The organism is Novosphingobium sp. P6W (genome assembly GCF_000876675.2).
Lineage (GTDB): Bacteria > Pseudomonadota > Alphaproteobacteria > Sphingomonadales > Sphingomonadaceae > Novosphingobium.
On record NZ_CP030353.1, the window covers coordinates 1323897 to 1345026 of the forward strand.

At 62.6% G+C, this 21130-nt stretch carries 18 protein-coding genes; 9 read left to right on the plus strand and 9 right to left on the minus strand.

The features are described 5' to 3' along the window. Positions 1 to 6 precede the first annotated feature (6 nt). From TQ38_RS22085 to TQ38_RS31080, 3 genes are read right to left on the minus strand one after another with little or no spacing between them, the layout of a single operon-like run. The gene (locus tag TQ38_RS22085) at positions 7 to 771 is read right to left on the minus strand and encodes an SDR family NAD(P)-dependent oxidoreductase (RefSeq protein ID WP_043975525.1); all 765 of its coding nucleotides are present in this window, start codon (positions 769 to 771) and stop codon (positions 7 to 9) included. Next, a complete protein-coding gene (locus TQ38_RS31075) occupies positions 737 to 1096 on the minus strand; it encodes a hypothetical protein (protein ID WP_240198043.1) in 360 nt (119 codons plus the stop codon). The genes TQ38_RS22085 and TQ38_RS31075 overlap by 35 nt, the downstream gene beginning before the upstream one ends. Further along, positions 1066 to 1302 carry a histidinol dehydrogenase gene (locus TQ38_RS31080; protein WP_240198044.1) on the minus strand — a complete coding sequence of 79 codons (237 nt, stop codon included), beginning with the start codon at positions 1300 to 1302 and terminating at the stop codon, positions 1066 to 1068. The genes TQ38_RS31075 and TQ38_RS31080 overlap by 31 nt, the downstream gene beginning before the upstream one ends. A gap of 359 nt (positions 1303 to 1661) precedes the next feature. On the opposite strand from TQ38_RS31080, the gene TQ38_RS22095 reads away from it, so the two are divergent. Further along, positions 1662 to 2795 carry a hypothetical protein gene (locus TQ38_RS22095; protein WP_043975524.1) on the plus strand — a complete coding sequence of 378 codons (1134 nt, stop codon included), beginning with the start codon at positions 1662 to 1664 and terminating at the stop codon, positions 2793 to 2795. 293 nt (positions 2796 to 3088) lie between these two features. Here TQ38_RS22095 and TQ38_RS22100 read toward each other — a convergent pair whose 3' ends face one another. Continuing rightward, entirely contained in the window at positions 3089 to 4066 is a 978-nt protein-coding gene (locus tag TQ38_RS22100; RefSeq protein ID WP_043975523.1) for a ParB/RepB/Spo0J family partition protein, read from the minus strand. A 168-nt stretch (positions 4067 to 4234) separates the two neighbouring features. Further along, complete coding sequence (locus TQ38_RS22105) at positions 4235 to 5452, minus strand: AAA family ATPase (protein WP_043975608.1); 1218 nt, start codon at positions 5450 to 5452, stop codon at positions 4235 to 4237. A 552-nt stretch (positions 5453 to 6004) separates the two neighbouring features. Between TQ38_RS22105 and TQ38_RS22110 the strand changes: the two genes are divergently transcribed. Continuing rightward, a complete protein-coding gene (locus tag TQ38_RS22110; protein WP_043975522.1) occupies positions 6005 to 7315 on the plus strand; it encodes a replication protein RepA in 1311 nt (436 codons plus the stop codon). Positions 7316 to 7360: 45 nt separating this feature from the next. On the opposite strand, the gene TQ38_RS22115 is transcribed toward TQ38_RS22110, so the two are convergent. Further along, on the minus strand, positions 7361 to 8272 hold the full coding sequence (locus tag TQ38_RS22115; RefSeq protein WP_043975521.1) for a LysR substrate-binding domain-containing protein: 912 nt from the start codon (positions 8270 to 8272) through the stop codon (positions 7361 to 7363). A 311-nt stretch (positions 8273 to 8583) separates the two neighbouring features. Between TQ38_RS22115 and TQ38_RS22120 the strand changes: the two genes are divergently transcribed. From TQ38_RS22120 to TQ38_RS22130, 3 genes are read left to right on the plus strand one after another with little or no spacing between them, the layout of a single operon-like run. Further along, positions 8584 to 11787, plus strand: a complete 3204-nt coding sequence (locus TQ38_RS22120) for an efflux RND transporter permease subunit (RefSeq protein WP_043975520.1) — start codon at positions 8584 to 8586, stop codon at positions 11785 to 11787. Beyond that, complete coding sequence (locus TQ38_RS22125) at positions 11780 to 12985, plus strand: efflux RND transporter periplasmic adaptor subunit (protein ID WP_043975519.1); 1206 nt, start codon at positions 11780 to 11782, stop codon at positions 12983 to 12985. Before TQ38_RS22120 ends, TQ38_RS22125 begins: the two co-directional genes overlap by 8 nt. Continuing rightward, on the plus strand, positions 12978 to 14408 hold the full coding sequence (locus TQ38_RS22130) for an efflux transporter outer membrane subunit (protein WP_043975518.1): 1431 nt from the start codon (positions 12978 to 12980) through the stop codon (positions 14406 to 14408). The genes TQ38_RS22125 and TQ38_RS22130 overlap by 8 nt, the downstream gene beginning before the upstream one ends. Positions 14409 to 14415: 7 nt before the next feature. Here the strand turns inward: TQ38_RS22130 and TQ38_RS22135 are convergent, their stop codons facing one another. Continuing rightward, positions 14416 to 14958, minus strand: coding sequence for a hypothetical protein (locus tag TQ38_RS22135; protein ID WP_082057692.1), 543 nt, complete (start codon positions 14956 to 14958; stop codon positions 14416 to 14418). 289 nt (positions 14959 to 15247) lie between these two features. Beyond that, the gene (locus TQ38_RS30120; RefSeq protein WP_162792266.1) at positions 15248 to 15748 is read right to left on the minus strand and encodes a hypothetical protein; all 501 of its coding nucleotides are present in this window, start codon (positions 15746 to 15748) and stop codon (positions 15248 to 15250) included. Between TQ38_RS30120 and TQ38_RS22140 the strand changes: the two genes are divergently transcribed. The 4 genes from TQ38_RS22140 (at position 15684) to TQ38_RS22155 (ending at position 20096) form a co-directional block, all read left to right on the plus strand. Next, entirely contained in the window at positions 15684 to 18056 is a 2373-nt protein-coding gene (locus TQ38_RS22140; protein WP_043975516.1) for a TonB-dependent receptor, read from the plus strand. The two genes, TQ38_RS30120 and TQ38_RS22140, sit on opposite strands and share 65 nt — an antisense overlap. A gap of 63 nt (positions 18057 to 18119) precedes the next feature. Beyond that, the gene (locus TQ38_RS22145) at positions 18120 to 18668 is read left to right on the plus strand and encodes a nuclear transport factor 2 family protein (protein ID WP_043975515.1); all 549 of its coding nucleotides are present in this window, start codon (positions 18120 to 18122) and stop codon (positions 18666 to 18668) included. Further along, positions 18665 to 19561 carry an SDR family NAD(P)-dependent oxidoreductase gene (locus tag TQ38_RS22150; protein ID WP_043975514.1) on the plus strand — a complete coding sequence of 299 codons (897 nt, stop codon included), beginning with the start codon at positions 18665 to 18667 and terminating at the stop codon, positions 19559 to 19561. The genes TQ38_RS22145 and TQ38_RS22150 overlap by 4 nt, the downstream gene beginning before the upstream one ends. After that, a complete protein-coding gene (locus tag TQ38_RS22155) occupies positions 19551 to 20096 on the plus strand; it encodes a nuclear transport factor 2 family protein (protein WP_043975513.1) in 546 nt (181 codons plus the stop codon). Before TQ38_RS22150 ends, TQ38_RS22155 begins: the two co-directional genes overlap by 11 nt. A 2-nt stretch (positions 20097 to 20098) precedes the next feature. Here TQ38_RS22155 and TQ38_RS22160 read toward each other — a convergent pair whose 3' ends face one another. Further along, positions 20099 to 21097 carry a GSU2403 family nucleotidyltransferase fold protein gene (locus TQ38_RS22160; RefSeq protein ID WP_043975512.1) on the minus strand — a complete coding sequence of 333 codons (999 nt, stop codon included), beginning with the start codon at positions 21095 to 21097 and terminating at the stop codon, positions 20099 to 20101. Positions 21098 to 21130 lie beyond the last annotated feature (33 nt).

The following is a 21130-nucleotide window of genomic DNA, read 5'->3' on the forward strand; positions in this document are numbered from 1 at the left end:
CGCCGCTCAGTCCGCGGTCCAGCCGCCATCGACGACAAGACTGGTGCCGGTCATCAACGCAGAGGCATCAGACGCCAGGAACAGGATCGCGCCCATGAGGTCTTCCACCTGACCGATCCGGCCAAGCTTGATCTTCGTCAGGACGCTGGCCTTGAACGCCGCATCCTCGAAATAGGGCTTCGTCAGCGGTGTCTCGATGAAAGTCGGCGCAATCGTGTTGGAGCGGATACCGTGCGGCGCAAGGTCCAGCGCCATGGCCTTGTTCATTCCCTCCAGAGCCCACTTGCTGGCGCAGTAGAGCGAACGCCCCGGCCCGCCTACATGGCCCATCTGCGAGCCCATGTGGATCAGGCTGCCCCTGATGCCAGCGGCCATCATCCGCCGCACGCAGGCCTGCGCCACGAAGAACGCGCTTTTCACATTTAGATCGAGAACCGCGTCATAATCTTCATCGGTCACGTCCCATATCGGCTTCGGCCGGTTGGTCCCGGCGTTGTTGACGAGGACGTGGAACGGCTCTTCCGCCTCGAAAAACGCCGCGACGGCGCCGAGGTCCGACACGTCGAGCGTGACGGCATGGGCAATGCCGCCCTGCGCCGTGATCTTGGCGGCAACCGCCCCTATCTCGCTCGAAGTGCGCGCAACAAGGGTAACCGCTGCCCCAGCCTGAGCCAAGGCAGCGGCAGCGGCGAGGCCGATCCCCCGCCCTGCCCCCGTTACCACGGCGCGGCGGCCATCAAGGCTCAGGCTGGGCGTGACGGGCAAGGTCATGGTCGTCTCTCTCATCGAAAATGCAGAAATGGCCGGACAGAAAGAATCCGATCCGGCCGGCCTGTCCACCCCTGCCAGTGGCCGGGCGGGGGAGAAATTTTGATGAGGCGGTCGTATGCGGGGTCGGCTCCGCCTGCCCGGCATAGGGGACACTACGGTCTCCGAAGCGGCGCAAACGGATGTTGGCCTGTTCGCCATGGCCGGCAAAACCCTCCAGCGCATAGACGCGGCTGCAATATTTACCGATCAGTGCCGAAGCCTCGCCGGTGGTGACGCGCTGGTAAGTAGAGGTCTTCAGGAACTTGCCCACCCACGGACCGCCCATATAGCGCGCCGCCTCGTCGTGGGCAGGGTGTGGTTTGTGCCGATCACCTTTGCACCGAAGCTGACACCGGTGCGGCTGCCCAGGAACAGTGCCCGATAATTGGTCATGCTTTTGAGAAATAAATCGGGATCGGCAGTCATCACCTGAACGTGCTCGCAAACGAGATCGTCGACGACCCGCACCATTTCCTCGCAGCTATCGGCCAAGATCACCTCGCCGAACCTCTCCCATGCGTTGCGGGCATGGTCGGCGGTAGGCAAAAAAGGCGAACTGGTGCGTGATTTCGGCCATGGTCGCGCGGGCGAACTTCTCCGAATTTGTGAGCAGGACGCCCGGAGCTATCAGAGCCATTCTCGACCTGTCCGAGAATGTCGGTGGCGGCGATTTCGGTATCGTAGCCGATGTCATCAGCGTCAGGAAAGCAAAGCTATGAGCCATTTTCAGCGCGCGTCGGGCGCGAGGTCAAAGGCATCCAGATCGGGAGTCGCACCACTTGTATAATAGAATTGAAATAGCTATACAAATACCGCGTATTCATTGATTTTCGGGGGTTTTTCAGTAGTCGATGGACGACAAAAGCACCGATTTTGCCTCCGCAGAAGCTCACGCCATGCTCGCCCTGGGCCGTCTCGACGGGGCTCTTGAGCATTGTCCACTGGCCGTTCACCGCATTTTTGCTGCTCAGATACTGCGTGGCACCCTCGTAGGGGCGCTCCTTCAGGAAGGCCACTTATTCACCGAGGCACGCTTCCATGCCTGGTTTGCCGGACTGACAACCTTGTCCGATACACCCTCACGCCATGCGAGCGCTCCGCGCGCGTTATGCGAAGGCATTTTGACTGAACTGGCGCACGCCAGCTGGGCGCCGCTCGCAGACATTGCCCTGCGTTTGAAACCCGCCTTGCTGGCTCCGCAAGACCTACAATCACAGGAAGACAACGCCCTCGCCCATGCCGTAATCGGAGATGCCCGCGCCTTGGTCGACGGGCATTGTACCAAGCACGAAACCCTCCCCTTCACCTCTCTGACCCGGCTCTACGGCGCCGTGGCCAGCAGCCTTCGCTTCGCCCCGGCCGAACGCCAGTCTTCTCCCATAGCCGTGGCTGGTCGCCGCTTCACCGTGGAGCACCCTGCCCCGTCGTCTCCGCTCTGGGCTGTTGAAATCCAGTATGGCGAATGGCTGCGCAGAGCCGGCACCTTGCGCTGCGCCCTGCCCTTCACCGGCCTGATCCGCCTGGATGTTCTTGCGGCTGACGATTCCGACGGTGCCCGAATCATCCGCGCGGAGGCCTTGCACACCGTCGCCAACAGGATGCTCCTTCAACTCGGCGACGCGGCCCGGCTGGCCCACCACGGTAGCGAGCGCCTTGCCGGACAACGCACCACGTCGCGCGCGCCTGCACTGTTCGAACTACTGGGAGGATTTGGCCCTTTGCGTTCCGCACAGATCGAAAGCACGCTGGGCGCGACGAGGATCGGGGTGCGGGGGATGGTGGCCATACTCGAAGACCAAGGCCTGATCGCACACAGTACGATTGCCGGAGCGCATCTTCATGCGCTCGCGGCCACCGACTCAACGGCACTCGATGAAGACATCCCGTCCGCCTTCACGGCGAAGGCGCTCGACGATTTCGAAGCATCGCTGGCCCATATCGACGGGCTCCTCGCCGGCACCGTCAATAAGCTGGATGAAGGCTAGGATTAAGCAGTTTTCGGAGCCAACCGTTTAAGAAGTACGCGTTTGAGCCGAAAAATGGCCCACCGCATTGATTTCACGACCCGTTTTCAACTTCCCCGGAAACCGCCCTTAGAGCGCCAACGCGCCACCCCAGATAGATAGGTGGTCATAAAGGCCTCAAATGCGCCCTACGGCCTTCTGAGAGCATTTTACACAAAATCGACCGCAATCACGGTCCACAAAAGCTCAAACTTACTGAATGTCTGACCGCCGCTCGGAGCAGTCTGCTTCTGCACCGAGCGACGGCCAAAAACTTATTCCGCGATCAAGCTCCGGATCGCCGCCAGCACTTCATCAACGGATGCACCCGACTTGGGCACCACACGCAAAGTCAGCCCGCTTCGCGCCGAGCGGGAATAGCGCAGCATAGGCTTGCCATTGCCGGCCTTGAGAATGACTTCGCCGCTACTCTCCTTCGCCTTGGCGACTGTCGCGCGGACGAGACGCTTCGCGATCTCGGGGCCGCTGAGGCGCGTGCCGAGATCAGCGCGCTCATCGCTGATCGACTTGCCTTCTGCCACCATGAGCGCGAGCGCACGCGGATCGCCCGCCAGCGGCTTCACGTCGCGCGCCACGCGGACCGTGATGTCATGGGTATCGGCAAAGGCGTCGACGATCTCATTCGGCAGACGCGCGACGTCAAGCAAGCGGCTGAGCCACGAACGAGAGATCTTGAGATGCTCTGCCATCTCGCTCTGCGACCCGTCGTAGAATTCGTTAAGCGCGCGCATGTACTCCTTCGCGCGCTCCCAATCCGAGATGTCCTTGCGGGAACGGTTCTCGATGTCGGAAACCCGGAACGCCTCTTCATCGGAGACATGCTGGATGGTGACCAGGTACTCGAAATCTGGGTGGTGATGAGCGCGCAGCCACTGGACAGTCCACCACCGGCGAACACCGGCTATAATCTCGAAGTCGTGATCCGGGTCGTTTTGAAGGCGGCGAACGATCGCCGGGATGCGCTGCTTCTTGGCGGAAAGAAACGCGTCGATCAGGTCGCGGCACGTCTCCTCATCAAGGTGATCGATGTCGCGGTTATGGAGGCGCCACGGGCGGCAACGGAGCGGGTCGACCCACTCGGTCCGGTCGGTAACCACCTTGCCGGTAGCCAGGCGCGCCAAAGTCTGGCTGCGGCTTGCCATGATGCTTTCGGACGGAGCAGATGCGTCCAGTTCCTCGTCATCGAGCCCTTCTGTGAGGCTGCTTCCGAAGCCGCGATTACCCTTGCTCATGTCTTGGTCCTTCCTGAAAGCGCCTTTCCGATATTTCTGTTGCCACGTGGCAACCGCACCGAAGAGGCTCTTTCCAGCAATTTCGGCAATCACTCCGCTGCGCTGCGGGATTCTGATTAGCCATTTGAAAAAACGTCATTTTTATGGTCGTTGCCACGTGGCAACCGCTTAGCTCACGTCCTTAGCCCTGCTCGCCCAAGTACGCAGAACGTCTTGTTCGATGTCGTGGCAAACGTCGTTCAGGAAACGCACGCAGCGGTTGTGGACTTCATGCGAAGTTACCGGGCGATCAAGCTCGTAGACCGTCTTCATGCGTGAACTCGCATTGTCGATCTCGGCGCTGACCTTGAGGACCGAGTTGATCATCGAGCCCCCGAAGACCTGCCGCATCATCGTCAAAATCTCACGGTGCATCGACTTGCTATCGTCGACGCGGCTACCGACGAGGCGGATGAAATTGTAGGCTGGCTTCACCCTGCCCCCAAGCTGCTCCAACTGTTTCATCGTAGTGCGCGCCATGTCGATGAAGGATACCGTCGAGGCAAAATCCATAACGCTCGGCGGCGCCGGAATGACCATGGCATTGGCTGCCTGAAGCACCGCCATCGAAACCATGCCCAGTGCCGGCGGCGGGTCCATGATGACGATGTCGTAGTCGTCGACGACGGTGTCGATGGCCTGGCCGATCAGGTCGATCACATCGAAGCTCTGGTTCTGGGCAAGATAACCGGCAATCTCGTATTCGAGATTATAGAGCTTAAGGTTCGCCGGGATCAGGTCCAGCCCATGGAAATGGGTCTTGCGAATGATCGAGCGCACGCCGAGCAGTTCGGGATTGTGGAAGTGCCCATAAAGAGTGTCGTCTTCGCCAAGGTCGACATCAGGGCGATAGCCGAACATCATGGTCGAGCTGGCTTGGCTGTCGCAATCGATGAAAAGTACACGGTACCCGCGGATCGCAAAATGCTGAGCGAGATGCAGTGCCAGCGTTGATTTACCGACACCGCCCTTGAAGTTGGAAATTGAGATGATCGCCGGAACGTCATCCGGCGCGCGCCAGGGCCGCGTTCCGAAAACGGCGCGCATGTGGTCGAGTTCTTCCAGCGTGTATTGCACCCGGTGGCCTGATGCAGTCCGATCGCGTTCAGGCAGGCGGCCGTCGCGTTCGGCTTCGCGAATCGCGGAGGCCGTCCGGCCGACGAGCGATGCAGCTTTCGATATCGCGAAAGAGGGGCCAACCTTATGACCGGTCTCCGGGTCAAGCGCACCGTCACGGATGCGCTTCAGGATGGTAAGGGCCTTACGGTGAAGAAGGTCGAGGCTGTCTTCCAGCAGTTCATTGCCGGGGACGTCGGAGCGGGCATCGGATGCAGGGTGGGTCGCCATGAATACCAGTCTTGTGGATTTGAACCCCAACCGTACCCGCGTTGGAAGTTTCGAGCAACAATCGTCCACCAGTCTTCCAATCGAGCCGATGATCTCCGAGCCCTTTTATCGAGCGACGCAAATGGCGGAGGGTCTGTGCTCCTGTTCGGACCGATGATCTCGGTGCCGTTTAGCTGCGCAAGGAGCCATCCGCGCGTTGTGGGCGTCGCTTCGGGAGTGCGATTTCCGCAGTTTTCCCGCAACGCCGATGATCTCGGTGCAAGCCGATGATTCCGGTGCGTTTTGCCGATGATCTCGGAGCCAAACCGACCGATGATCTCGGTGCTTTAACCTATACTAGAATCCCTAAATCAAAACCGATTCGCGAATCGGCTATTTCTGGAAATAAGGGGGGAACGGCCGGATCTCAGCAACGGCTCCGAGATCATCGGTGATATTGTAGGTTTCAACCGCCAAATGCCCCCGAAACTGCCAACGCACTTGCGTTTGAGGACCAAACCTGTTGTCTAAACCCCACATTACGGGCCCCGAGTCGGGATAGAGCAGGGTGATATGAGTAACGGGGATAGCAGCAAGCCGATCGGACACCAGTATGCCCTCGCCATGTTGGATGGCGGGGAAGCGCAGGTTCGTTCGCTCGCACTGCGGGCCGGGTCGCAGATTACCATGGATGCGTTTTTGCGGGTTCAGGACGAGGAGCCTGTGCCTGCGTTCCTGCATTCGGCATTGTGCGCCATGTCGCTGCCGACCAAGCGTCCCAAGGACGAGACGCAGCCGATCCTGCGCGAAGACGGCAAATATGCGCTGGCCATCAACCCCAGGCCCGTGCTGCAGACGGTCGATGGCAAACCCGTTCTGCGCAGTCTGGGCGTTCCTTATGGCGCCTATCCCCGGGTCGCGCTGATCTATCTGCTGTCGCAGGCCGTGACCAAGCGTTCGCGCGACGTCTATCTGGGCCGCAACTTTACTGAGTGGATGCGCCGCCTGGGGTATCAGACGGTGTCTTACGGTCCGCGCGGAACTGCCAACCGTATGCGCGAGCAGGTGGACCGGCTCCTGGCCTGCGAATGGCAGATTCGCTGGGATGGAACTGAGGCCGACGGCAATGCCTTTGCTGTGCGCGATGTGAAGATTTCCAACGAATATGCCGGTTCGCTGGAAAAGAACGGAGCCTTCGCGCGGGAAATTCGCATGTCGGAGGGGTTCTATGGGCACCTTATCGAACATGCGGTCCCTCTTAACGAGGTCGCGATTCGCGAACTCAAGGGCACGCCGACGGCGCTCGATCTCTATACATACCTTGCCTATCGCTTGCCGCGCATCACCAGCGACAAGGGGCAGACGATCTCTTGGGATCAGCTTGCGCGGCATCTGGGCAATGAGGCTGACTCCAAGCGGTTCCGCCAGACGGTACGTGAAACGATGCAGCTTGTCTCCGCGGTCTATCCCAACGCCGACGTCGATCTTTCCGGCCGAAAGGTGGTGTTGAATCCCTCACCAGCACCGCTCGAACGCAAGCTTGTAGGTACGCATCTGCGATTGCTGGGCGCACCGGCGGTAGAAAAGGCACCGAGATCATCGGTCGCGGCGAAAGATGGCGAAGGCAAACGGACTGGCTCTGCAACCGAGGAAACAATGCTTGCTTTCCCAAGCGGCAGTCTAAGCTTCGGCGCGCGCGAGACTGCATTTCGCGTCATCGGCGTCGACAAAGGGCATCCCTGGTCGGTGGATCAGATGGCCGATGCATTCAGGGCAGGCTTTCCCGGGATCGCGCGCAAGCGCGGCGAGACGGAATGGCTGCGCGTATGGGAATCTTTTGTCGTCAGCTACGCAAAGCGGCGGGACAATTCGGAAGGCGAATGACCGATGATGTCCGAGCCGTTTTCGGCTCGGACAGGAAAGGGGCCGCTATACGCGTTGCAGGGAGCCCCATTTGACCCTCTGGTCGACCAGTTTGCGGAAATTGAGCGTCGCAGGCGATGCGTCGCGGGCGTGGAACATCACCAGCTGACTGGAAAATGGCATTTCGATATGCCGGAACACCAAGGTGTCGATGGTGAAGCGCGCCAGTGAGCGCGACAGGATAGTGACGCCCAGACCTGCTGCTGTCAGCCCGACGAGGGTGCCGAAACTATTGGCCTCCAGCGTCACATTCGGCCGAAAACCCTGAATCTCGCAGTGCGCCATGAGCATTTCATTGAAGCCAGCCCCGTTCATGGAGCCGAACAGGATCAGCGGCTCGTTTTCGATATCTGCCAGAAACAGCGCACGTTCCAGATTTGCCAGTGGATGGTCGCGGCGCATGGCCAGAACCATGCCTTCGCGCTGCAAGGGAAGGGCATGCATCGTTTCGGGCAGTTCAAGCGCCGAGAATGCGCGTACGATACCGATGTCGATCGTGCGCCGTTCCACTCCCGCAATCTGTTCATCACGGGGTAGTTCGTTCAGCTCGACGCTGATCTGAGGGAACGAACGGCGGTAGCGAGCCAGCGTGTCCATGACTTCGGCAATGAACGGGACCGACGGCGACAAGCCAAGGCTGAGCCGCCCGATCTCGCCGCTATGCGCGAGGCGTGCCACTCTGGCCGCCCGTTCGGCCTGAGCCAGTGTTTCATGGGCTTGGGGCAGGAACTGGCGCCCGGCTTCGGTCAACTGCACGCGCCGGCTGGTGCGGTCGAACAGTCGCACGCCCAATTGTTCTTCGAGCGCCCGAATTTGCTGGCTCAGCGGCGGCTGCGAAATGCCCAGGCGTTGCGCCGCATTGCCGAAGTGAAGCTCTTCGGCGACGCAAATGAAATAGCGCAGATGCCTCAATTCCACGGTGTGCAGTCCTCAACGATTGAGAGGTTTTGGATATCGATCAAGCCTCTTTATATATTGGACAGAAAAGATTGAAACGAGCATCGGCAAAATGCGAGCAAAACTCCTCGTGACGCGGCCGGCCAGAACCGAATCCCCCTAAAACGGCGGCCGGGGCGTCTTTTCTTTTTTCTCGAATCCCGGGCGTCCTGCCCGGTCCCGTGGATTGCTGCGCGATGCGGCCGGACATGGGACGGGAAAAGCCCCGAGAGGACAGCGAAAGGGGCCGTAGGCTGCGGGTAGTCCGCAGGGTACGGCGCACGGAGAAGTCGATGATCGGTATCGTCAAAGTTGCCCTCAACCGCCCGCTGACGTTCATCGTCATGGCTATCCTGATCGGCATTGGCGGCATCATTGCGGCGCTGAAGTCCCCGGTCGACATCTTCCCCGAGATCAAGGTGCCGGTTATCGCGGTCGCCTGGCAATATGCCGGTCTGCCACCACAGGACATGACCGACCGTATGGTCACGCCCTTCGAGCGCGTGCTGACGACTACCGTCAACGACATCGAACATATCGAAAGCCAGTCCTATCAGGGCTTCGGCATCGTCAAGATCTACTTCCAGCCGAACGTCGACATTCGCACCGCTACGGCGCAGGTAACCTCGATTTCGCAGACCATCCTGCGCCAGCTTCCGCCGGGGTCCACGCCGCCGCTCATCATCAACTATTCCGCTTCCACCGTGCCGATCCTTCAGCTTGCGATGTCGGGCAAGGGTTTGTCTGAGCAACAACTGTTCGACATCGGACAGAACCAGATCCGGCCCAAGCTGGTCACCGTGCCCGGCCTTGCCATGCCGTTTCCCTCCGGCGGCAAGCAACGCCAGGTCCAGATCGACCTCAACCCGCAGGCTTTGCAGGCGCGCGGCCTTTCGGCGCAGGATGTCGGCAACGCGATCGCAGCCCAGAACCAGATCAACCCGGCCGGTTTCGTGAAGATCGGCGCGACGCAGTACAGTGTGCGGCTGAACAACGCGCCGGACTCGATCGAGGCGCTCAACGAATTGCCGGTCAAGGTCGTCAACGGCGCAACCATCTACATGCGCGACGTTGCCTATGTCCGCGACGGCAGCGCCCAGCAGCAGAACGTCGTCCATGTCGATGGCGGGCGCTCAGTCCTTCTCACCGTGTTCAAGAACGGCTCGGCTTCGACGCTGGCGGTGGTCAACGGGGTGAAGGATGCGCTGCCCAAGATCCAGGACACGCTGCCTGCCTCGCTCAAGATCCTGACCGTTGGCGACCAGTCGCTGTTCGTGAAGGCAGCGGTCAGCGGAGTCATTCATGAAGGTGCGATCGCGGCGGCGCTGACCTCGCTGATGATCCTGCTGTTCCTTGGTTCCTGGCGCTCCACCGTCATCATCGCGCTGTCGATCCCGCTGGCGGTGCTTGCCGCCATCGCCGCGTTGGCAGTGTTCGGACAGACGTTGAACGTCATGACGCTGGGCGGTCTCGCGCTTGCGGTCGGCATCCTGGTCGATGATGCGACGGTGACCATCGAGAACATCAACTGGCACCTGGAACAGGGCAAGGGGGTGATCGAATCGATCCTCGACGGCGCGGCCCAGATCGTGACCCCGGCCTTCGTATCGCTGCTGTGCATCTGCATCGTCTTCGTGCCGATGTTCTTCCTGCCGGGCGTTGCCGGATACCTCTTCGTGCCGATGGCGCTTTCGGTGGTCTTCGCGATGATCGCCTCGTTCGTCCTGTCGCGAACGCTGGTGCCGACCATGGCGATGTACTTGCTGAAGCCGCATCAGCCGCATGGCGAAAATAGCCATAATTCCGGTGAGCCAGCTTCGCGCAATGTCTTCGTGCGATTCCAGCGCGGTTTCGAGGCCCGTTTCGAAAAGCTGCGTTCGGGCTACATTGGCATGCTGCACCGCGCTCTCAACGCACGCCGGGGCTTCATGATCGGCTTCATGGCAGTGGTGGTGCTGTCCTTCGGGCTGTTGCCGTTCCTGGGGAGCAATTTCTTCCCGACGGTCGATTCCGGCCAGATCGCGATGCACGTGCGCCTGCCTTCGGGCACGCGCATCGAAAGCTCCGCCGCGCGCTTCGAGAAAGTGACGCAGGCGGTGCACGGTATCATTCCCGCCGACGAGCTGGCTTCGATCACCGACAACATCGGGCTGCCGGTCAGCTCGATCAACACGATCTACAATAATAGCGGCACGATCGGGCCTCAGGACGGCGATGTCCTGATAACCCTCAAAGAAGGGCACGCGCCTACCGAGGGCTATGTCGAAAAGCTGCGCGCGCAGTTGCCGCGCCGGTTTCCGAGCGTGACGTTCTCGTTCCTGCCTGCCGACATTACCAGCCAGATCCTCAACTTCGGTTCGCCATCGCCGATCGACGTTCAGATTGCGGGCAGGGACGTCGCGGCATCTCGTGCCTATGCGCACAAGCTGATGGTGAAGCTGGCGAAGATCCCCGGCCTTGCCGATCTTCGCATCCAGCAGCCTTCGCATGCGCCGCAGCTGCAGGTCGACGTCGATCGCTCACGCATCGGACAATACGGCCTGAGCGAGAGGGACGTGACGACCAGCCTCGCCAGTTCGCTCGCCGGTACGTCGCAGACCGCGCCGGTGTTCTTCGTGAACCCGGACAACGGCGTGTCCTACCCGGTCGTGGCGCAGGCGCCTGAATATCAGGTCGGCTCGATGAACGCGCTGTCGGACATCCCGGTGTCCGGCGCGGTCGGCATCCCGACGCAGCCGCTGGGCGCACTTGCCTCGCTGTCGCGTTCCAGCACGGCGCCAATCTCGTCGCACTACAACATCCAGCCGGTGATCGACATCTACGGCACGCCGCAGGGCCGTGACCTTGGCGGCGTCGCCGCCGATGTCCAGAAGGCGATCCAGTCGCTCAAGGCCGAGGAGCCCAAGGGCTCCACCGTGACCATCCGCGGTCAGTACCAGACGATGAACACGGCCTTCTCCGGTCTTGGCTTCGGGCTTCTGGGTGCGATTTTCCTGATCTACCTGCTGATCGTCGTGAACTTCCAGAGCTGGGTCGATCCCTTTGTCATCATCACCGCCCTGCCTGCCGCGCTGGCCGGCATCGTGTGGATGCTGTTCGCCACCGGCACCACGCTGTCGGTGCCGGCGCTGACGGGAGCGATCATGTGTATGGGCGTGGCCACCGCCAACTCGATCCTCGTCGTCAACTTCGCGCGGGAGAAACTGGCGGAACTGGGCGATGCGCGCGAAGCGGCGATCCAGGCCGGCCTTGTGCGTTTCCGGCCGGTGCTGATGACCGCGCTTGCCATGATCATCGGCATGGCGCCGATGGCCTTCGGCCTGGGCGAGGGCGGCGAACAGAACGCGCCGCTCGGCCGGGCCGTGATCGGCGGCCTCATCTGTGCGACGATCGCCACCTTGTTCTTCGTCCCTGTCGTGTTCAGCTTCGTCCATCGCCGCCGTACGGACGGCGGCGGGCAGACCTCTCCCGTGGAAATGCAGCCCAGCCATGCTTGAACCTGAAACTTCGCAAAACCCCGGCGAAAACACCGGACCCGACAGCCGCACGCTGAAGCGAGTGGGGATTGGCGCCGCCGTCGTCGCCGTCGCACTGGTCGGGTTCGGCATTGCCACCCGGATCAACGCCACCAGCGATCTGGAGCAGGTGGCCGCCGGCGCGGCAGTGCCGACCGTCACGGTGGTCTCGCCGACTACGGCAGAGGGCGGGGAAGGGCTCGTCCTTCCAGGTACGATCCAGGCCTATAACAGCGCTGCGATCAACGCACGCACCAACGGCTATGTCCGCCGCTGGCTGGCCGATATCGGCGACCATGTGCAAGCCGGCGAAACCCTTGCCATCCTCGATGCGCCGGAAATCGACCAGCGCCTCGCGCAGGCCAAGGCGGATTACCAGACCACGGTGGCCAACCAGAAGCTTGCTGCATCCACCGCGCGCCGCTGGCAGGCCATGCTCGCGCAGGATGCCGTCTCGCAACAGGAGGTCGACGAGAAGGTCGGCGATCTTGCGGCCAAGACCGCAGTCGCCAACGCCTCGCTAGCCAGCGTGCGCGAATTGAACGCATTGCGCGGCTTCACCCGCCTGTCGGCGCCTTTCAGCGGGGTCGTAACCAGCCGTTCGGCGCAAATCGGCGCGTTGGTGGTGGCGGGCAACGCGGCGTCGCAGCCGCTGTTCACCGTTTCCGACGTCCACCGCATGCGCATCTATGTGCGCGTGCCGCAGGTCTATTCCTCGCAAGTTCGCGCAGGGATGCAGGCCAAGCTGACCCTGCCGGAATTTCCCGGCCGCGAATTCACCGCCAGCCTGACGCGCAGCGCCAATTCGGTGGATGCGCAGTCCGGCGCCATGCTGGTCGAGCTTCAGGCAGACAATGGCGAGGGTGCGCTGAAGCCGGGCGCCTATGCCCATGTCAAATTCCCCATCGACGGGGCAGGGGCGGGGCTTCGCCTGCCCGGCAGCGCGGTGCTTCCGGCGGAAGACGGCCCGAGCGTTGCGCTTGTCGGCAAGGACGGGCGCGTAACCCTGCGCCGCGTCACCATCGCGCGCGACGAAGGCAAGACGGTGCTCGTCTCGGTCGGGGTTAAGCCGGGTGACAAGATTATCGATTCCCCGCCGGACTCGATCCAGACCGGCGACAAGGTCCAGATCGCCGCGCCTGACAAGGGGGCCGACAAGGGGGCCAAGCCCAATGGTTAAGTCGATCGCCGGGATTCCGGCGGCGGCCGTGATGTCGCTGGTGCTGGGCGCCTGCTCGATGGCGCCTGATTACAAGCCGCCGGTCACCACCCCGCCCGCGCAGTTCAAGGAAGTGGCCGGCTGGACCGGCGCCGCCCCCGGCGACGATGCCATGCGCGGGGACTGGTGGAGCGCTTTCGACGACCCGGTTCTGGCCGATCTGGAACAGCGCGCCGCCGCTGCCAGCCCCACGCTGGCCGCCGCGCTTGCCCGCTACGATGCGTCGCGCGCTGCTGCGCGCGTCAACGAAGCTGACCTTCTCCCCTCCGCCGGGATCAGCGGCGATGCCTCGCGTGAGCGGCGCTCCGCGAGCCGCCCGTTGACGACCGGCTCGGCCGCTCGGTACAACGACTATGTCGTGGGCGGCTCGATCGCTTACGAGCTGGACCTGTGGGGCCGCATTCGCAACCAGGTGAAGGCATCGAAGGCCGAGGCGCAGGCGAGCAAGGCCGATCTTGCCTCGGCGCAGCTCAGCCTTCAGGCGTCTGTCGCAGATGCCTATTTCCGGCTGCGCGGTCTCGATGCGCAGGCGCAGTTGCTGGATCGTTCGGTTGACGCCTTTGCCCGCGCCTATGACCTCACATCCAAGCGCCGCAGCGGCGGCATCGCCTCCGGCATCGACGTCAATCGTGCGCGGACTGTGCTGGGCAATGCCCGCGCGCAGGTGGCCACTGTCGCCAACCAGCGCGCGGCGACCGAGCACGAGATCGCTGCACTTGTCGGCGAACTTGCCAGCCAGTTCGCGCTGCCTGCCGCCGTTGGCCCGCTCGATCCGCCGAAGCCGCCCATCGCAACGCCGTCCGAACTGCTCCAGCGCCGTCCCGACATCGCCGCTGCCGAGCGCCGCGTCTTCGCTGCCAATGCCCGTATCGGCGTCGCCCGCGCCGCCTTCTTCCCCTCGCTGACGCTGGGTGCGAACGGCGGCTGGGAGACGACCGGCGGCAGCCTGCTGACCACGCCGAACACGTTCTGGGCGCTGGGCCCACTTACCAGCCTGCTCACGGTGTTCGATGGCGGCAAGCGCACTGCGCAGGTCAAGATTTCGCGCGCGGAGTATGATGAAGTCGCTGCCGACTACCGGGGTACGGTGCTGACCGCATTCCGTCAGGTCGAGGATTCGATCGCGGCAATCCACAATCTCTCGGACGCTTCGGTTGCGCAGAAGGACGCGGCAGAAGCGGCGCAGCGCACCAGTGACATCGCCATGTCGCGTTACCGGGACGGCGCTTCGGGCTATCTCGACGTGGTGACCGCGCAAACCGATGCGCTCGACGCGCAGCGGGCCTACATCTCGGTGCAGACGCAAAGAATGCAGGCCAGTGTCGAACTGGTGCGTGCAACGGGCGGCGGCGTAACCGATGTTCCGATGGCGAGCGCGCAGTAAACGCCCGTCAGTTCAGCCGCAGCTCTCCCTGCCGCCGGTCGTCGTTGCCGGGTAGGGCGGGGAGGGGGGCCCCTGGCGAACGCGCCATCAGACAACATGCTCGCCCGACCAGCGCGTAGACCACATGGCGGCCGGCACCCCGGTTGCGGTGGTCCACTCGGAAGCCCTGGTAATGACGGCGGATAAGCCCGGCGTGGACCAGTTCGGAAACCGCGCGGCTGAGATTGGTCTTGCCCGATTTGCGGATGCGTTCGTGGACTTCGGCGGCGATCGCGGCTTCCGCCGCCTCGGGTTCGCTAGGGACTTTACCCAGGGCCAGCAATTCCGCACGCACCTTTTGCGGCAGCATCAGCCGCTTCGGATCGCGCCCGCCCATGGGCGTCAGTGCATCGCATAGCCAGTCGCGTAGCAGCGTAGAGCGCCCGCCGAGCATCACGAAAGGCCCCGCGCTCCCGTCCGGCCGGGCGATCTCGGCGATCAGGCTAAGCACCATGAAGGCATAGCGCGGGCGGGTGCTGGCGTGGGCTACCCGGTCCAGTAGCTGCGCCATGTCGCTGGCCTGGCCGCGGTGCGGGAGAGGGGGCGGTTCAAGGAACATAGCGAGGCAAAATAGAGCACATAAACGGAATCGTGAGAATCCCCTTTCCGGTCGGTTTTGCGCTTTGTCAGCCATGACACTTTACCGGAGGGCAAAGTGTCACAGGCGAGATTCTTCCTGTGAGCGCCTCGGCATTACCGCTTCCGGTCAGCCGGCTATACTGGCGGTGCGGCCATCATCCAGTGGAGAGCTTCGACCCTGCTGCGGATATCCAGCCGAAGCGATTCGACTACCGCGATTTTCAGGGCGTTTCGGCAAACGCTAATCCGGCGTCTTTTGTTCCGGCGATGACAGCGCCCCCGCAAGCCAGGAAATCCCCCTGGTCCGGCGCTTCGGCAAAGTGTCGCTGCCGGCATTTCTTCCAATTAAATGAATTTCGAAGAGGCGACAGATCGCCACGGCGAACGGCGAAAGAGAGATTGATCGCCACCAAGATGTTGCCCGCCGCCGCTTCATTCGCCGCGCGGCCGCTCGTATGGTCCAATCGTCGATTGTAAGTCTGCAGATGGGCGCAATTGGCTGGACAGGTGCGGGCGAGACGGCCCGGCAAATGCACCATTCGTTCCGGTCTTGCGTGAAATCCGTGGTCGCAGCATCGCCGATGACCTGGCTTCAGGGCCTCGTCGCGGCGGCGTTTCGACCAAAACGGTAAGATCAATGAATAGGGAAAAGATGTTATGAGGCTATTTTCGTCTGTACTGCTGTGTTCCGCCAGCCTGGCTGGTATTTCGGCGCCTGCCATGGCGCAGGACACCGCACCTGCTGCAGAAGAAGACGCCGTTTCGGGCAATGTCATCATCGTTCAGGCCCGCCGCCGCGACGAAGCGGTGCAGGATGTTCCCGCCGTTATCGATACTGTGACGGCGGACGACGTGGCCAAGCTCAACTTCCGTGACTTCAAGGAAGTATCCAGCATCGTTCCCGGCCTGCAACTGACCACCGAAGCTAACGGCACCGGCGGCAATGCGCGCCTGCGCGGCGTCAACTTCGACATCACGGCCAGCGGCAGCAACCCTACGGTCGAATTCTACTTCAACGACGCCCCGATTACCGCCGGCGCCATCCTTCAGCAGATGTACGACATCGGCCAGATCGAAGTGCAGCGCGGGCCGCAGGGTACGCTGCGCGGACGTGCTGCGCCGTCGGGTTCGATCACCATCGGCGCCAAGAAGCCCAATCTCTACGAAATCGGCGGTTTCACGGACATGACCGCCAACGACATCGGGACGGTCAACTTCAAGGGCGGCCTCAATCTGCCGGTGATCGAAGGCGTGGCCGCGATCCGCGTTGCCGGCGTGTGGGATGAGAACGAAGGCGACCGCGTGCGGCCGATCACCGCAGGCCGCGATCCCTTCTCGCGCACCAAGAGCGGCCGGGTTTCGGCGCTTGTCCAGCCGACCGACTGGCTGAAGCTGGAAGGTCTCTACCAGTACATGGATCGCCGGGCGTTCACCTATGACCAGGTGGCCTCGTTCAGCGAAGCCAACCCTGATGCGGCTGCCAGCCCGCTTTACATCAGCACCGCCGACCGGCGTTCGATCCAGGAAACCGCGCGCGAAATCCACCAGGTCTATGAAATCTTCAACTGGCGCGCCGAGGCTTCGGCGCTGGGCCAGGTGCTGATCTACCAAGGCCAGCACAATACCCAGAAGATCAGTGCGCCTGAAAACCAGGACTTCGGCAACTTCTTTCCCGGTGATGTCGACCAGCTTACCTATTCCCACCCCGCCTGGACCTCGCACGAAATCCGGTTGCAGAACGATGCCCGCATCGCCGATATCTTCGATTACGTGGTCGGCTACTTCGACTATAAGACCAGCCAGCCGACCGAGCTGACCCGCCCGACGATTATCGGTTTGCCGACCAGCGCGAATACGGGCCGCGTCATTACCGTGATACAAACGGCGGTGGACCGTGTCGCGGAGAGCCGTGAAAAGTCTTTCTTCGGCAACCTGACCGCCCACATTGGCGCCAGCACGGAAATTGCCGGCGGTGTCCGGCACATCTCCTACAAGTCCGAAAACGCGCTGTTCGTGAACGGTGCGCTGACCGATACCCAGGGACAGGATGCGAAGAAGTGGATTTACTCCGCTTCGGTGAAGCACAACTTCACACCCGACTTCATGATCTATGCCAGCACCGGCAGTTCGTGGCGTCCGGGCATCAACGTAGTGGGCGACTTCAGCCAGCGGCAGTCTGCGCTGGAGAGCAGCTTCATCAACCTGCCGGCGGAAACGTCGAAGTCCTACGAAGTAGGCTTCAAAAGCACGCTGATGGGCGGACGCCTGCGCGCGAATGCGACCGCCTACCACCAGAAGTTCAAGAACTACCCCTACCGTGTCGGCGGACGCGGGATCTACTTCGTGGACTACACCAACCCGGCCAACCCGGTCGTATCGCAGTTCAACTTCGTGGGCGCGGTGCCGGTCGAGGTTAACGGTATCGAGGGTGACGTCTCCTTCGACCTCGTGCGCGGTCTTAGCGTAAGCGCAGTCGCCAGCTATTCGATGGGCAAGATCAAGGGCGGGGTGATCCCGTGCAACGACCTCAACGGTGACGGCATCCCCGATGCCACGACCAATGCGCCCACGCTGGGGCAATTGCAGGTGGCAACCGGCGGCAACAACCTCGCAGCTTGCGCCGTCTCGCAGCGGTCGGGCTTCCAGTCGCCGTTCAGTGCATCGCTTACCAGCGAGTACAACTTCGCGGTCAGCAATCACATGAATGCCTACTTGCGTGGACTGCTGAACTTCGCGGGCACGTCGCGGGTCGATCCGAACAACGTTTACGATGATATCGGATCTTACGGACTGGTGAACCTTTACGCGGGTATCCGCGATCCAAAGGGCGCTTGGGAAGTCTCGCTGTTCGCCAAGAACCTGTTCGACACCACCAAGACGCTGACCCGCAGCGATCCGCTGTTCACTTCTTACCGCAACGCTTTAGCGGGCGGCGCGGCGACAACCTACACCAGCACCTACACGGCCGTCACCACTACCGCTCCGCGTGAATTCGGTATCAACGTGCGTTACGCGTTCGGCTCGCGCTGAGGTTTTCGCCGGTCATCGGGAAAGGTGATCCGTTCCCGATGACACCCAGACGATGGAGGACCGATGGACCCGATTGTACAACAGATGGTCGACCGCGAGGCGATCCGCACTTGCGTCGCCCGCTTGGCGCGCGGTGAGGACCGGCGCAGCGCCGATCTGATCCGCGCTTGCTGGTGGCCTGGCGCGCGTTTCGACTACGGCGTCCATAGCGGCGATTTCGACGCCTATCTCGCTTGGGTGGTGCCGGGCGCCGATGCGATCAAGGACACGCAGCACTTGCTGGGTCAGACCCACGTCGAACTCGCCGGCGATGCGGCAAAGGCGGAGACGCATGTGTTCTCCTACCACCGCATCGACATGGGCGAGAAGGGCGAGCGCGATACCTGCATCGGCGGGCGCTATCTCGATCGCTTCGAAAAACGTGCTAATGAAGCGGGCGATGCCGAATGGCGGATCGCGGGCCGGGTAATGCTCTACGATTGGGAGCAGGACTGGGGCCAAGCGGCGGACTGGTCGAAGGGGGTGATGGGCTATCCCTTCACCGCCGGGCACTACCCCGGCCGTGCCCATGGCGATTTCAGCGAAAACTGGTTTGCGGGAGACGGAACATGAGCGGGCCACTGACAGGCAAGGTGGCGCTCGTCACCGGGGCGAGCCGGGGCATCGGCAAGGGTATTGCGCTGGTCCTCGCGGAGCAGGGCGCCACCGTCTACATCACGGGCCGCACCGTGCGCGAGGGCGACTATTACCTGCCCGGCACCGTGGGCGGCACCGCTGCCGAGTGCGACGAACGCGGCAAGGCGAGTGGGGGCAGGGGCGTAGCCGTCGCCTGCGATCATAACGACGACGCGGCGGTGGAAGCGCTGTTTGCCCGCATCGCCTCGGAATCCGGCCGGCTCGATATTCTCGTCAACAATGCCTTCACGATTTCGGAGGATTTGCTTGAACCCAAGGGGTTCTGGGAAAAGCCGCTTTCCAACCTCGAAATGTGGGATGTCGGGGTGAAGTCCAACTACGTGGCGGCCTGGCACGCGGCGAAGATCATGGTGCCGCAAGGGGCCGGGCTGATCGTCGCGATCTCCGGCTTTGCGGCGGTGACTTATACCTACAGCGTGATCTTCGGCACCTCGAAGTCGGCAGCAGACCGCATGGCGCGGGACATGGCCATCGAACTCGAGCCGCACGGCGTCGCCTCGCTCACGCTGTGGCAGGGCCTGACGCTGACCGAAAAAGCGCAGGACAATCTCGCCCGGATGGGCGACCGGATGACCAAGACCATCACCTCGATGCAGGGCAGCAGTGTTGAGCATCCCGGCCGGGTGATTGCCGCGTTGGCGGCGGACCCGGCGGTGATGAAGCGTTCTGGCGGGGAGTTCGTCACGGCCGAACTGGCACAGGAATATGGTATCACCGATGTCGATGGCAGCGTGATCGCTTCGGCGCGGGCCAAGCGTGGCTCGCCGATCTGGCTGCCGATCAGCGAGGTCGATTACCGTGGCAAGTGACCGCGAGGCGCGCATCGACGCCCTGCTCGACAAGCAGGACATCGCCGAGTGCCTTGCCCGCTTCTCGCGCGGGATGGACCGCTTCGACCGCGATATCTACCTCTCGGCGTTCTGGGACGATGCCCAGATGGCCGCCGGACCCTTTGTGGGCAGCGCGGCGGATTGCTGGGACTGGGCGGTGCCGATGCATGAGGCCGGGCAGATCGTCACGCACCATGCGCTGCTGCAGACCACCATCGATCTCGACGGCGATTTTGCGCATTCGGAAACCTACTACCAGTTCGTCGGTCGCAATCGTGATGAGAGCCTGTGGATCGCCGGCGGGCGCTACATCGACCGGCTGGAACGGCGCGGCGGGGCATGGAAGATCGCGCTGCGTACCAATGTGATCGAGTGGGGCTGCCTGCCGCCGCCCATGCCGATCCCTTTTGCCGATGTGCCAGACATTGCAGTGAACGGCGTGTCCTCGCGCAGCAAGCAAGACCCGTCGTATCAGAGGCCGCTGGTCAACCGCCGCGCGGTGCAGTGTCCGTAGGACTACCAGTCCGCCGCCTCTGACGGTCTGGAAAGATCCCGCCATTCCTCGAAATGCGGCGCCAGTTCATCCGGCAATTCTTTCTCGAAGGCCGCGTCCATCGGATAGTGCGGCATCGCCTGCGCCACCGCGTCCAGCAGAGCCAGCCCCTGCAGGCGGTCCTTCGGGCGCTTGAGCGGATTGCGCTTGGCCTGCGCTGCCATCCACAATTTATGCAGCGCGAACCACCGCGGGTCCGGCGCGACGATGCGTGCGGGCGAGCCGTCGCGGCAGCCTATCACATGATCCACCGGGCGGCCCAGCAGTAGCCATTCCTGCTCCGGCAGCGGCACTGGGCGCGGCTGGTCGCGCCCGCCTAGCGTTCCCGCCCGAGAGGGCGCCACCAGAAGCTCCACTTCATAGGCCCGCGCATTGCGAGCCTGGAAATCGCGCTCTATGTTGACGGTGAAGGTGGGGTCGACGGCTTTCAGCATCTCCCACACGCGCTTTTCCTCATCCTGCGTTTGTGCGACCCAGGCCAGGTCGAAATCCTCCGTCTCGTCGGGCAGGTCGATGCGGCTGTTGGCCTCGGCCATGTAGGCGGCGATGGCATTGGTGCCCACCACCAGCAGGTGCGAGCCGAGCAGCGCGCGCCGGTCGCATTCGCGCAGGATCGGCCCGGCGTCCGAAGACAGCAGCGGCAGCCGCAGCGCACGGTACAGCGCCGCGCTTTCCGCCAGCGCCGGGCGCAGGCCCTTGATCCGTTCCTTCAGCGCTTCCTTTTCGGCGCGGTAGGCAAGAAACCGTGCTTCCAGTTCTGGCGTTATCGCGCCGAGGCTGCGGCCGTTGCCGCCCCGGTCGAAGATGCGGTACAGGTATTCACGCTCGCCCACCGTTTTGCGCCGCAGATCGTAGGGCAGGGCGGCCAATGCGCGCTCGGCGTCGATCCAGACCTCGTAGCGCTGGCGCAGGTTTACCAGCAGGCGCGATTGTTCGTCGCTGAAGGGGCGGATGCGGGTCACGGAACGTTTATCCCACAATTTCTACCATTCGTA

Coding starts and splice junctions, on each gene's coding strand:
- TQ38_RS22135 (WP_082057692.1), bottom strand. CDS start 14,958: ATGGCGCAGCTACTGGACCGGGTAGCCCACGCCAGCACCCGCCCGCGC.
- TQ38_RS22110 (WP_043975522.1), top strand. CDS start 6,005: ATGAGTAACGGGGATAGCAGCAAGCCGATCGGACACCAGTATGCCCTC.
- TQ38_RS22085 (WP_043975525.1), bottom strand. CDS start 771: ATGACCTTGCCCGTCACGCCCAGCCTGAGCCTTGATGGCCGCCGCGCC.
- TQ38_RS22125 (WP_043975519.1), top strand. CDS start 11,780: ATGCTTGAACCTGAAACTTCGCAAAACCCCGGCGAAAACACCGGACCC.
- TQ38_RS22140 (WP_043975516.1), top strand. CDS start 15,684: ATGAGGCTATTTTCGTCTGTACTGCTGTGTTCCGCCAGCCTGGCTGGT.
- TQ38_RS22095 (WP_043975524.1), top strand. CDS start 1,662: ATGGACGACAAAAGCACCGATTTTGCCTCCGCAGAAGCTCACGCCATG.
- TQ38_RS22130 (WP_043975518.1), top strand. CDS start 12,978: ATGGTTAAGTCGATCGCCGGGATTCCGGCGGCGGCCGTGATGTCGCTG.
- TQ38_RS22145 (WP_043975515.1), top strand. CDS start 18,120: ATGGACCCGATTGTACAACAGATGGTCGACCGCGAGGCGATCCGCACT.
- TQ38_RS31075 (WP_240198043.1), bottom strand. CDS start 1,096: ATGGGCGGTCCGTGGGTGGGCAAGTTCCTGAAGACCTCTACTTACCAG.
- TQ38_RS22105 (WP_043975608.1), bottom strand. CDS start 5,452: ATGGCGACCCACCCTGCATCCGATGCCCGCTCCGACGTCCCCGGCAAT.
- TQ38_RS22150 (WP_043975514.1), top strand. CDS start 18,665: ATGAGCGGGCCACTGACAGGCAAGGTGGCGCTCGTCACCGGGGCGAGC.
- TQ38_RS22100 (WP_043975523.1), bottom strand. CDS start 4,066: ATGAGCAAGGGTAATCGCGGCTTCGGAAGCAGCCTCACAGAAGGGCTC.
- TQ38_RS22120 (WP_043975520.1), top strand. CDS start 8,584: ATGATCGGTATCGTCAAAGTTGCCCTCAACCGCCCGCTGACGTTCATC.
- TQ38_RS30120 (WP_162792266.1), bottom strand. CDS start 15,748: ATGGCAGGCGCCGAAATACCAGCCAGGCTGGCGGAACACAGCAGTACA.